This window comes from Sphingomonas sp. TREG-RG-20F-R18-01, from assembly GCF_022662475.1.
Classification (GTDB): Bacteria; Pseudomonadota; Alphaproteobacteria; order Sphingomonadales; family Sphingomonadaceae; genus Sphingomonas.
Genome location: NZ_JAKNQQ010000013.1, coordinates 1 through 12489 on the forward strand (window position 1 = coordinate 1; position 12489 = coordinate 12489).

8 protein-coding genes are annotated in these 12489 nt (G+C 63.8%); 3 read left to right on the forward strand and 5 right to left on the reverse strand.

All coding sequences use genetic code 11. The annotated features are described in order from the left end of the window. A partial coding sequence (locus tag L8K25_RS19920; protein WP_347341166.1) for a glycoside hydrolase family 3 N-terminal domain-containing protein occupies positions 1–1103 on the reverse strand: 1103 nt, incomplete at its 3' end. A 318-nt stretch (positions 1104–1421) separates the two neighbouring features. Here L8K25_RS19920 and L8K25_RS19925 point away from each other — a divergent pair. Beyond that, positions 1422–4505 carry a carboxypeptidase regulatory-like domain-containing protein gene (locus L8K25_RS19925; protein WP_242140747.1) on the forward strand — a complete coding sequence of 1028 codons (3084 nt, stop codon included), beginning with the start codon at positions 1422–1424 and terminating at the stop codon, positions 4503–4505. Between the two features lie 38 nt (positions 4506–4543). Here the strand turns inward: L8K25_RS19925 and L8K25_RS19930 are convergent, their stop codons facing one another. Further along, a complete protein-coding gene (locus L8K25_RS19930; protein ID WP_242140748.1) occupies positions 4544–5989 on the reverse strand; it encodes a glucoamylase family protein in 1446 nt (481 codons plus the stop codon). A gap of 115 nt (positions 5990–6104) precedes the next feature. On the opposite strand from L8K25_RS19930, the gene L8K25_RS19935 reads away from it, so the two are divergent. Next, positions 6105–7472, forward strand: coding sequence for an MFS transporter (locus L8K25_RS19935; RefSeq protein ID WP_242140749.1), 1368 nt, complete (start codon positions 6105–6107; stop codon positions 7470–7472). Here L8K25_RS19935 and L8K25_RS19940 read toward each other — a convergent pair. Next, the gene (locus L8K25_RS19940) at positions 7456–9735 is read right to left on the reverse strand and encodes a glycoside hydrolase family 3 N-terminal domain-containing protein (RefSeq protein WP_242140750.1); all 2280 of its coding nucleotides are present in this window, start codon (positions 9733–9735) and stop codon (positions 7456–7458) included. The two genes, L8K25_RS19935 and L8K25_RS19940, sit on opposite strands and share 17 nt — an antisense overlap. Before the next feature lie 126 nt (positions 9736–9861). Between L8K25_RS19940 and L8K25_RS19945 the strand changes: the two genes are divergently transcribed. Continuing rightward, the gene (locus L8K25_RS19945; protein WP_242140751.1) at positions 9862–10881 is read left to right on the forward strand and encodes a LacI family DNA-binding transcriptional regulator; all 1020 of its coding nucleotides are present in this window, start codon (positions 9862–9864) and stop codon (positions 10879–10881) included. A gap of 905 nt (positions 10882–11786) precedes the next feature. Here L8K25_RS19945 and L8K25_RS19950 read toward each other — a convergent pair. After that, the gene (locus L8K25_RS19950; RefSeq protein ID WP_242140752.1) at positions 11787–12077 is read right to left on the reverse strand and encodes a helix-turn-helix domain-containing protein; all 291 of its coding nucleotides are present in this window, start codon (positions 12075–12077) and stop codon (positions 11787–11789) included. Further along, positions 12074–12430 (reverse strand): type II toxin-antitoxin system RelE/ParE family toxin, encoded by a 357-nt coding sequence (locus tag L8K25_RS19955; RefSeq protein ID WP_242140753.1) that lies wholly within the window; start codon positions 12428–12430, stop codon positions 12074–12076. The genes L8K25_RS19950 and L8K25_RS19955 overlap by 4 nt, the downstream gene beginning before the upstream one ends. Positions 12431–12489 lie beyond the last annotated feature (59 nt).

Genomic DNA, 12489 nt, shown 5'->3' on the forward strand with positions numbered 1-12489 from the left:
AGCGCCTGCTTGACGCGAAGCACGCGGCGAACTGCAGTATCGACCGTCGCCAGCGCGACCCTCCCCGACCGCACCAGCGCGGGGAGATGGGCGTTGTACAGACCGCTCTGCATCGAGATATCGCACCCCGCGTTTATCGCCTTGGCCGCAGCGTCAGCGCCATCGGCGGCAAAACCGTGCAGGATCATCTCTTCGTCCGCTGTATAGTCGGACACGACAAGCCCCTTATACCCCCATTCGCCGCGGAGGATGTCAGTGAGCAGGTAGCGGTTACCGGTCGAGGGCACCCCGGCGACGTCGTTGAAGCTTGCCATGGTCGAAAGCGCACCCGCGCCGAACGCCGCCTTGAACGGCGGCAGATGCGTTTCGCGGAGCGTTGTCTCCGGAATATCGGCGGTATTATAGTCCATTCCCCCCATCACCGCACCGTATCCGGCAAAATGCTTCGGGCAGGCGAGCACCGCATCCTCAGCCGTCAAATCGTCGCTCTGATACCCGCGCACGCGCGCCGCGGCGAACTGCGCGCCGAGCCAACTGTCCTCGCCCGCCCCCTCTACGACCCGCCCCCAGCGCTGATCGCGTGCAACATCGACCATCGGCGCAAAGATCCAGTGGATACCTTTCGCGCTCGCTTCCACCGCCGCGGCACGCGCGGTCCGCCGGGCGAGTTCGGGATCGAAGCTGGCAGCTTCGCCGAGCGGCACGGGGAAGGTGGTCTTCATTCCGTGGATCACGTCGCCTGCAAAGATCAGCGGAATCTTGTGCGGTCCCTGTTCGATCGCAACGCGCTGCAGCTCGCGCCCAGCGGCAACACCAATGCCGTTGTACAATCCGGTCATCCGCCCCGCCGCAATCTCGCGCTGGACCGTTTCCATGCTCTGCGCGACGAGGCCGGGATTGACCGGCGGCCCGTCGACTCGCGACGGATCGCTAAAGATGCTGAGCTGGCCGGCTTTTTCCTCGAGGGTCATCGTAGCGATCAACCGCTCGATCCGAGAATCTTGCAAGCGACCAATGCGCGCGATCGCGGGCGTCAGCATGATCGAGATCACAGATACAGACGCGCCCTTGAGCAGCCTGCGGCGGGAAACAAAGCCGGTCACTCGTCTTCCTCTCTTCTACCGTCGCGAATCGCCGCGGCGGGTTCGGACGTTCCTCATTTTCCGCTTGGCGAATGCGCATGAAACCGGTTACTGGGCAAGTCTTGGAACCGGTTACCCGGCCCGTCAGAGGCTGGTTCGGGGTCCGTCCAGCAGACAGCTGGGACATGGAGCGATGGGTAGACCGCACCGGCTATGGCCTGCAGACGCACCCGGCATCCCGTCTCAGGCTGCTGCGGACGATCCCGGCGCGCGTAGCCGGTTCGCCGACGAACGAGAACATAACGAGGCTGGCATCAGCCTCGAACTAGGGGAGACGAGATGAAGACGCTGATCAAAGCGAGCCTTCGGGTAGCGCTGGCCACCACTATCCTGACCGGGGGCGAGGTGGCTCTGACAGCACCCGCGATGGCGCAGACGACCTCGACCGTGCGCGGGCATGTCGAGGGCGCGGCCGCAGGGGCTACGGTGACGCTCACCGATCTCAGCACGGGCCATGTTGAAACGGTCAAGTCCGATGCGAAGGGCGACTATATCCTCGTCGGCCTGCCGCCGAGCACCTACCGCGTGTCGTCGGGCAGCCGCTCGGCCGAAGTCGTCGTGCCGCTTGGCCAGGCAGTCACCGCAGATCTCGTTGCGCCGACAGCAGCTATAGCGACGGCCAGCGGCGGCAACGATATCGTCGTTACTGGATCGCGTGCGCGAGACGTGCGGACCGCGACTGTTGGCGCCAACATCTCGCGCTTCCAGCTCGAGAACCTCCCCAACGGCGACCGCAACTTCCTTAATTTCGCAGCGCTCGCTCCCGGCGTAACGGTCTCCCCGCCCACGCTCGGTGGCAAGGCGCGTCAAGTTCAGGCGGGAGGCATCAATTCGGACAACACCAACACGTTCATTGACGGCATCAGCATCAAGAACCTGGTGAACCACGGCGGGACGGTTGGACAGAATCTGTCTTCGGGCAATCCGTTTCCGGCGTCAGCGGTCGATCAGTTCGACGTCCAGACGCAGAACTTCAAGGCTGAGTTCGAGCAGGCCGGTTCGGCAGTGATCTCGTCGGTCACCAAGACCGGCGGCAACAGCTTTCACGGCGAAATCTTTGGCGAATGGCAGCCCAAGGCGTTCATCAGCCGGAACTACGACGATCGCCCGGGAAAGCTCAACAACGCCACCGCGCCGTATGCGCCGAAGCCCGATTTCGACACCAAATATTATGGCGCAAATCTCGGCGGTCCGATCATCAAGGACAGGCTGACCTTCTTCGCCGACTTCGAAGGCACGAGCAAGACCTTCGGGGCGAACGACATCAATGTGTATAATGGCGTACTGCCGGGCCTGTCTGCACAGGGGCAGACCTATGCGGTCGCTGCCCGTTCGCAGTATAACGGCAGCTACCCCGCCACTTTCGACGAGAAGCTCTATTTCGGCAAGCTGACCTTCTACGCGACCGCGCGCGACACGGTTAATGTCAGTGCTTTCATCCGCAACGAGTCCAATCTGCAAATTAACGGTGGCCCAACGACGCTCGACGCGTCGACGAATAACCGCAATGAGGAGCACCGGTATCAGCTGACGTGGAACCATCGCGGCCAAGGCTGGCTCAACGAGTTCATTTTTTCACGTGACGCTGCCGCCAATGGCGCGATTCCGAATGTCACCGGCCCGTCGAGCGTCATAACCTTTAACAGCGGCGCGACGACGGGCGGTCCGGCACGGGCGCCCAATATCGGCGATACCAGAGTGCTGATCCTCGGCGGCACCAACTTCACCCAAGACGACCACCAGTATCAAACACTGTTCAAGGACAATGTCACCTTCTTCGGCGGCGCGCACACCATCAAAGCGGGCATCAAGCTCAATTTCACCAAGCTGCAGCGGCTTGAAGACAATAACGGCTCAGGCACCTTCTTCTACGACGCCAACAGCTTCTCCGGCCTCGGCAACGCCAATACCGCGGCGCCGTATGCGGCGACGATCAACACTGCCGTCGTCAAGCCTGTCACCGCGAACAACACCGAGATCGGCGGCTTCGTTCAGGACGATTGGCGGCCGAACGACCATTGGTTGATCAGCGGCGGCTTGCGTTGGGACTACGAATCCAACGCGGTGAACAACAACTTTGTAACGCCCGCGGCAATTGCCACGGCGCTTCGCGCTTATCCTGGCTGGCAGGCCGCCGGCATCAACGCCAATGACTATATCTCGACCGGCAACAACCGGAAACCATTTCTTGGCGCGTTCCAGCCGCGCTTCGGGATTTCCTACGACGTGAACGGCGATCGCGATCTCGTCTTCGTGCTCGGCGGTGGACGCTATTACAACCGGTCGCTGTTCATCGATTCGGCGATCGAAACCATCAAAGACCAGTATGAATCGGTCGTCACGATCAACACGCCCCCCAATTGCACCTTGGGAACCGCGCGCTGCGTTGCCACGATCCCGACCAATATCGACCAGTTGCGCACGCTCGCGGCAATGCAGGGCGGTGAAGTGCACCTGCTCAACAACCGGACGCGGATGCCCTATTCGGATCAGGTCAATTTTGCCGTGAAAAAGCGCTTGGGCGTGGTCAACACGTCGATCACTTTTGCCTATATCAAGTCGCACAATATCTATCAGGAAGTCATCGGGAACCGCAATCCGGACGGATCGTACAGCTCCGGCGGCAGCCCGGTATATACGTACAACGGCGTGCCCTATGCGGCGGGGATTTTCTATAGCACTGCGGCGATCAACACCGCGCCGCTCCCCGGCTATGGCGCGATCTTCATAGGCAACAGCGACGGTAAGGCACATTACGCCGCGGTCTATCTTCAGGCTGACAAGCCCTATACCGAGGCGTCAGGCTGGGGCTTCAGCACGACGTTAACGATCTCCAGCTCGCGCTCGAACGACACCCGCAACGGCGCTTCGATCGGTGATCCGTTCAACTTCGACGCGCCGACGATCGGCGCGCAGGGGTATGGGGATTCGAGCGGGCTTGAGCGCTGGCGCTTCGTCGCGACCGGCACCGTCAAATTGCCGCTGAACATCCGCGCGACGGGGTTCGCGACGATCTCGTCGGGACCGTCCTACGGCGGCGCGCTGTGCGGCATTCCGACCACGGTTCCGGGCGGCGGCGGCTGCTACACGACCAATTTCGGCATCTATCAGCCGGGCGGCATCGGCTACAAGAACATCGACTTCAACATCGCCAAGACCTTCAAGATGCCCTACGCGCACGGCCATGCGCTGACGGTTTATTTCCAGGCGCTCAACGCGTTCGACTTCGTTAATCGTAACTATTCCACCTTCGGCGGCGGGCTGCAGACGATCGGCGGTGCAGCAGCGACGCGCAATCCCGACACGGGTTCGGTCGCGAGCCAGGGGCGCAACTTCAAGATCGGCGCTAAGTACACCTTCTGATCACCAGCGCCCCGGGGGAAGCTCCGGGGTCGCGGCTGCTACGCCGCGAGCCAACCGCCAGTGAAACCGGCGCGCTCGAGCCCACGCCGGATCGGCACCGAGCGTCGCATCAGGCGCCAGATCAGCCCGTCTCGCGTATTGGCGATCGCGCCAAGTATCGGACCCTGGTCGATCCCGAGATAATTCTGCGACACCCAGCCGCGCACCGGATCGACCGACCCGCGCTGGAACGGCTTTGCCGGCTTGCGGAAGGTCGGGTTGAATGCGTCGTAAAAGCCGTAGCGACCATAGATTCGGTCGCCGTGTTGCGCGTGCAGCGCGAGCGTTGCGGGCACCGCGATCTCGGGTGCGAAAGCGAGCGAGCCGATCGCCGCGGTCGGCGCGATCGTACCGTCGTCAAAGCCATCGGGCTCGTCGACCGGTCCGCGCGCCGAATAGGAGCGGAAGATGATGATCCGCCCATCGACGTCATACTGTACGTCGGCCGGCCCGGCGGACGCAGTCAGGCCCCAGATGTCCTGCGAATAGCCCGTCCAGCCCATCGGGTTGCGGATCCCATAATTGCGCTGCGCCCAGGTTGCGCGGCGGCTGTTCTCGAAATAGTCCATTCCGGCGTCACGCATCGCGGCGTCGCGGATGCCGCGAAAATCGATCCACATGTGGCTGTATTGGTGTCCGAACATTGGCGCAAAGGCGAGCCGCCGCGTAGCCCCGCTGCCGCGCCAGCACTTGTCATAGGGCGCACACCACGCCGACCATGCATCAGGTCCAACAGCATGCGTCGATGATCCGAGCGCGAGCAGATTGACCATCATACCCTCGTTATACCCGTCCCAGTTGCGCGGGATGAACCCGACGCCCGGATGCCAGCCCATCGACAACACCGCCTGCCCGCGGCGGAACCAGTCCCAGTTTGCGCGCTCGTATAGCGCATTGGCGAGCCGCTTGATCTCGCGCTCGTCGGGATGGTCCTGGACGTAATATTCCGCGGCGAACAACATGCCGAGGAAGAGCATCGTGCTGTCGACCGTCGACAATTCGACATCGCCGAAACGAAGCCCGCTATCCATATGGAGGAAGTGGTAGAAGAAGCCTTTATACCCCGCAACGCCAGACGCGCCCTCCCCCTGCGGCGCCCGCTCGAAGAAGCGCAGCGTCGCGAGCGTGCGCTCGCGCGCGGCGGCGCGAGTGATCCAGCCGCGCTCGACCCCGATCGGATAGGCGGTCAGCGCGAAGCCGACCGCGGCGATGCTGCAGAATTCAGGATTGGGCCAGGCATCAGGCACCAGGCCGTTAGCCGGATTACCGGTGTCCCAAAACCAGCGAAAGGTTCGTTGCTCGAGATCGTCGAACAGCACGGGCAGCTTCGATACGCGCGAAGAATGGCTTCGCCAGCCGCGCGCCATCGCTGGCGTCGCGAGCTCGATCGCCAACCCTCCCCCCCCCAGAAGCGCGGTGGCGGTGACGGTACGGCGATTGATCACACAAACTCTCCCGCCCGCGGCCGTTCATGGATCGGGCACCCCGGATGTAACCGGTTACAAGGGTCGGTCAAGTGAAATGCCAGCTGCCCGCCAGCACCGTGCTATCGCGTCCGCGATGACCGACTCGACACTCCCCGTACCGCAGCTCTCCTGGCCGATGCGGCTGCGTTTCGCCTCGGGAGATTTCGCCTGCAATCTTTATTGGCAGAGCTCGAGCCTCTTCCTGTTTTTCTATTTCACCGACGTCCTACACCTCGCGCCGCATGTCGCGGGGATGATCTATTTAATTGGCTCGGTGTGGGACGGGATCGCCGATCTTCTAACCGGGATCTGGGCCGAGCGCGGACGACCTTCTTATGCACGCGTTGTCGGATATGGCGCGATCCCGCTCGGGCTCGCTTTTCCTCTGATCTACTTCGCTCCGCCATTTCATGGCAGCACTCTGGTCGCCAGCCTGCTCGTCGCGCAGATCGCGTTCCGTTCGCTTTACGCGCTGGTAAATATTTCCTATGCCGCGTGGAACGCACGGATCAGCGCAGATAGTGGTGACCGCGCTGCGATCGCCGGGCTGCGGATGCTATTCGGTACGATCGCGGCAGTCGTTGTCTCGCTTTCGACCGAACGGGTTTCGCTCGCAGTCTCAGGAACGCCCACCGGTACAAAGGGGTTCCTGGTCGCCGCGACGCTGTTCGCGGGGGTTGCGACACCGTTGTTGATCCATGTAGCGCGGCGGTCGCCGCGGGGCACCGACTTGTTGCCGACTGCACCGCCGCCCCCTTTGCTACGCGGCCTCGGCGCTTTGGCGGCCAACCGCGCGTTCGTCACGCTGTGCGGGGCCATGATGTGCGTCGCGGTCGCATCGACGATGTTGTCGCGCTCGGTGCTCTATTATTTCACTTATGTCGTGCGCGACGAGCTTGCCGGCACAACCGCGCTCGCCTTGATGGGATTGGCGGGAAGTGTGTTCGTTCCGCTCTGGATGCTGGCGCGGCATCAGGTCGGCAGTCGCGCGCTATGGCTCGGCGCAGCCGCGCTGGCGGTCACGGGTAGTGGTGTGTTCGCCGTGACCGACACTGGTACCGCCTGGCGCGCCGATCTGTTCCTGGTAACGGTGCAGGCCGCGCTCGCTGCGTTCAGCTTCGTCTTCTGGGCAATGCTGCCCGATACCGTGGAATATGGCGAGTTGCACACCGGCGTGCGTGTCGAAGCGCTGTCGTTCGGCGTCGCCGCCTTGCTACAAAAGGTTTCGATCGGCTCTGCAACCGCGATCACCGGCTTTGCCTATTCTGCGATCGGCTATGCGCCGCGTGTAGCGCAGGCCCCCGATGTCGTCACCGATATCCGGTGGATCATGGTCGCGGCGCCGATCCTTGGCTGCTCGCTGTCGGCACTGGCGATGGCCGCCAATCCGCTGCGTCGCGACACGCACGGCGGGATCGTTGCGACGCTGGCGGAGCGGGCTGCGGTTAGCCCGTCAACGTAAAGCGGCCCGACACGCCCTCCGCCTCCGCTGACGGCGCGATCCAGACCTGGAAGATGCCGGGCTCGACAGTCGGCTTCATCGCGGCCCCGATGAACGTCAGGTCGGACCGGCGCAGCGTAAAACTAACCTTCTGCGTCGCGCCGGGAGCAAGCGACACGCAGCGATAGGCCTTCAACTGGCGTACTGGCCGCGTGATGCTTGCCGCCACGTCACGGACGTAGAGCTGGACCACTTCGTCGACCGCGACTGTGCCGCCATTGCTGACCATCGCCGACACCGTCAGAGTGCCCTCCGCGTCCAGCGTACCGCTGCCGCTCATCTGGAGCCCGGCATAGTCGACCTGCCCATAGGTCAGGCCATGCCCGAACGGAAAGAGAGCGGAGTTGGCAATATCGCGGTAGTGCGCCTTGAACGGTTGGAGCGGGCCGTCGGGATTGGGCCGGCCGGTCGCTTTGTGCGCATAGTAATAGGGCGCCTGCCCGCTCGCGCGCGGGAAGCTGACCGGCAGCCGCCCCGATGGACTATGCCGCCCAAACAGGATGTCTGCGATTGCCGGGCCGCCTTCCGATCCAAGGAACCACGTGACCAGGATCGCAGGCGCCGCGAGCACCGCGCCTTCGAGCGCCAGCGCGCGCCCGTTCTTGAGCAGCACCACGATCGGCTTGCCCGTTGCAGCCACGGCTTCTACCAGCGTGCGCTGCGCCGCGGGAACGACGATCTCGGTCCGCGCCTGCGCCTCGCCCGACATATCCTGGCTCTCGCCGATCGCGAGCAGGACGACGTCCGCCTCCTGCGCCGCCGCGACTGCCGCCGCGATGCCGCCGTCGAGCGGAGCATCGACGCGCGATCCCGCGGCCACGCTGATCTGCGCGCGCGGCCCGGCTTGTGCGCGTACACCCGTTGCTAGGTCGATTGCATCGGCATCCGATCCATAGACGTTCCACGGCCCGATCAGATCATGCTGACCTGCCGCAAACGGGCCGATCAACGCGATTTTGCGGTTTTGCGCGAGCGGCAGCAGCCCACCCTCGTTCTTGAGCAAGACAATCGAGCGCCGCGCCGCTTCGCGCGCCACCGCGCGGTTGGCGGGCGTGCCGATCCGGGTCGCCTCGCGCTTCGCGTCGATCCGGCGGAATGGATCAGCGAACAGGCCGAGCGCGACCTTCACCCGCAACACGCGTCGCACCGCTTGGTCGAGCCGCGTCATCGGCACCGCGCCCGAGCGGACAAGGTCGGGGAGATATTTGATGTAGAGTGCGCTCTGCATGCTCATGTCGACGCCCGCCAGGAAAGCCAGCCGCGCCGCGTCGCGTTCGTCGGCGGCGAAACCGTGCGCGATCAGTTCCTCGTCCCCAGTATAATCGGACACGGTCAGCCCGCCGAAGCCCCATTGGTCGCGCAGCACCTCAGTCATTAGCCAGTGGTTGGCGGTCGCGGGGATCCCGTCGACCTCATTAAACGCCGCCATCACCGATAACGCACCGCTGTCGAGCGCGGCCTCGAACGGCGGGAAATAGACGTCGCGCAGACTGCGCTCTGAAATATCGACCGAATTATAGTCGAGCCCGCCCTCGCCCGCGCCATAAGCCGCAAAATGCTTAGCGCACGCCATTACCGCATCGTTCGCGCTCAGCGAGCTGCCCTGGAAACCGCGGACCCGCGCGCGCGCGAAATCGCAGCCTAGCAGAACGTCCTCACCCGCGCCCTCAACGCCGCGACCCCACCGCGCGTCACGCGCGATGTCGACCATCGGCGCGAAGGTCCAATCGATCCCAGATGCCGACGCCTCGACCGCCGCGACGCGTGCGGTGCGCTCGGCCAGCGCGGGATCGAAGCTTGACGCTTCGCCGAGCGGCACCGGAAACACTGTGCGGAAGCCGTGGATGACGTCGGCGGCGAAGATCAGCGGGATTTTCAGCCGGCTGCGCAGCGCCGCCTGCTGCATCGCGAGTGCCATCTTCGCGCCATTGCCGTTGAATACGCCAGTTAGCCGGCCCGCCGCGGCGTCGGCAAGCTGGCTGTCGTAGCCCCCTGAAGGGGCGATCGGATTGAGCTTGCTCGCAGCACCCCCCGCCCACGCAGCTGCCATTAGCGTCAGTTGCCCAGCCTTTTCCTCGAGCGTCATCTGCCCGACCAGCACCTCGACCGCCGCGGGCAGCGCGCCCGTGCCGAGCGTCGCCAGCAGCGCGTTTGCCGGATTAGACCGCCACGCCAATGCCGCCGCACTGCCGAGCATCAGGCTGCGTCGCGAGATCTGTAGCATATGCAATGTATCCTCCCGAATTTGCCGAGCCTATTGCAAATGTAACCGGTTACAGCAAGGCCCTTGCCGAGGTCGCGCTTTCGTGGTGGAAGCGCACCTGAAAACAACGACCGGAAAACCTTCGCTATGGCGCATGCCACTATCCGCGATGTCGCTCGCGCGGCGAACGTGTCGATCGCTACCGTCTCGCGTGCATTGAACGGCCATGGCAATGTCCGCGCCAATTTGCGCGAGCACGTCCAGTCGGTCGCGACCGCACTCGGCTATGTGCCACACACCGGCGCGCGCAGTCTCAGCTTGGCTCGCACCAACGCGATCGGCGTGATGTTGCCTGACCTTCACGGCGAATTCTATTCGGAGGCGCTCCGCGGCATTGACGCAGAGGCGTCCGCGCGCGGATTACAACTGCTGTTGTCGAACATGCACGGCGATCAGCGCGGGACCGAGATGCTGCGCTTCATGCGCGGACGCGTCGACGCACTGATCATCATGGCGCCTGATATCGACCCGGAGCGCTTGCTAGCGTATCTTCCGGCGAGCTTGCCGACGGTCCTGATCAGTTGCCCCGACGTTGCAGCCGATCATCCCCAGTTCCGGATAGACAATGTCGCCGCCGCCGATGCGATGGTAGAGCATCTGGTCGCGTCCGGGCGGCGGCGCATCGTCCACCTGTCCGGGCCGCCCGGCAATCGCGACGCCGAAGAGCGGATCTGCGGTTATCGCGCCGCAATGGCACGCCACAGCCTTGAGTGCCGCGTCCTGATTGGCGATTTCGAAGAGGAAACGGGGACAGCCGCGGCGCAGGAACTGCTCGCCGAGCCCGGGCGGGCTGACGCGCTGTTCGCGGCGAACGACATGATGGCGATCGGCGCGCTTGTCGCATTTCAACGCGCCGGGCTAAGCATTCCCGGCGACATCGCGGTAGCCGGCTTCGACGATATCCCGCTCGCCCGCTTCGTCACCCCGGCGCTCACCACGATGCGCGTGGGAATTGCCGAAATCGGCGCCGAAGCGGTGTCGCGCGCGGCGGCGATCTTGGGTGGAGGAAGCGACACCGAAATCCGCTGGGTCGCGCCTCAGATTAGGGCGCGGGCGAGCACGATACGCGACACGCCAGATACGCTGTCGGACCGACGCAGCAATTAACCCCCCGTTGGTCGATAGGCCGAAATCCCATCGATTCTAACCAAGCGGCAATTAGACGCGTCAAGCTGAGATGTTGGCAAGCAACGCTGACAGTCGTTTAGGAGGCGGGCGCTCTAGTGAGAGAATGCCGCGATCTGCGCGGCTTTCCGTAAATACAGGGGAGTTACTGGCGCGCGCGGTAATTATCGCTCCCCTGCATCGGCCGGTGCCAACATCTCCTAGATCATATCGCTTGATTAACTAGACAAGGTAGACCGGTGCCAGAGTTGTGAGTGTCGTTGCGATCACCGGTAACGGCGTGCTGCGCCGATTAGCAACCTGTTGCCGCAGGCGGCCGTCCAAAGTCACATCAAACTGCTGCGAAGCGCAGCGATAACGGGGTGGTGACCAAGGCATCCTCCTCCAAGAGGAGCCCGACCGGGTGATCTTGATCGGCGCCCGCCTCGAACGACAACCACCTCGGGGACGTGCACTCTGCCCCTGTTGGCGGCGCCGACGACGGCACTTTGTTCCCAGCCACCATTGGCCAACCACTTGAGATCGCGCGTCTGGCCGGGAGCGTACTCAATGCGGTGGCCGACTGAGGCGTCGGCAAGCGCGCATCATTCCATATGTTCGGGCGCACGATGGCAACGCTGATGCTGGGGAACGGAGCCGATATCCAGTTCGGCCAAGCGATGCTCGGCCATGCGGATCGGGCTCCGACTGCGATCGACACTTAGGTCAGCATAACGGCGCTAAAAGGCATTCGTACCGCCAGGTATCCCGCGCAGCCGATCAGCCCAACGGGTGTCGGTGCCTATCGCTATCCCGGCGAGGAAGGCGATGTCGACGTGACGGAAAACGTGAGCGCGATGTTCGCCATCGTCGACCGCGAAGCCGACGACGAAGACGCCTGACCCGGATCAGGCGGCCTGCAAGGCCGATCGTGCCGCGTCGGGCAAGTGGGCGATGACGCTGAGATAGGCGCTGGCGGTCGCGTCGGGCTGGCGACGGCCCTGTTCCCATCCCTTCAAGGTCGCCAGGGGAATCCGATACGCGCTGGCAAAAGCGTGCTGTGACAGGCCGAGCTGTTCGCGAAGGGCGCGGACATCGGGCACCTCGACCGTGCGCGTGCGCGCCTCGGTCGGCTCACCGCGCGCGTGCGCAGCGGCCTCTTCCATGCTGGCGATCAGGTCTTGTCCGAACGTGCTCATCGCTTCTGCTCCTTCTGTCCCGCGCCCTTGATGATGGCGGCCAGCGCGCTCACCGCCTTCTTGTCGTCCGCGCTCATGTCGCTGGCCTGAGCCTTGGCATAGGCCAGCAACAGATAGAGCGGGTGGTCGGTGTCGTAATAGAAATAGATCACCCGTGCGCCGCCCCGCTTGCCGCTCCCGGCGCGTCCCCAGCGCAGCTTGCGCACGCCGCCCGTGCCGGGGATGACATCGCCGCCCTCGGGGTTGCGCGCCACGTGATCGACGAGGAGCGCAAGCTCCTCCTCGATCCATATCTTCTCCGCCTGACGCAAAAACAGGCCGGTCTCGACAACCGTGAGCGGGCGGGTCTTCATGACCGGTCTGTACGTCAATGACGCCTAATAGGCAAGAGCGGATAGCACCGTCTCGCTCG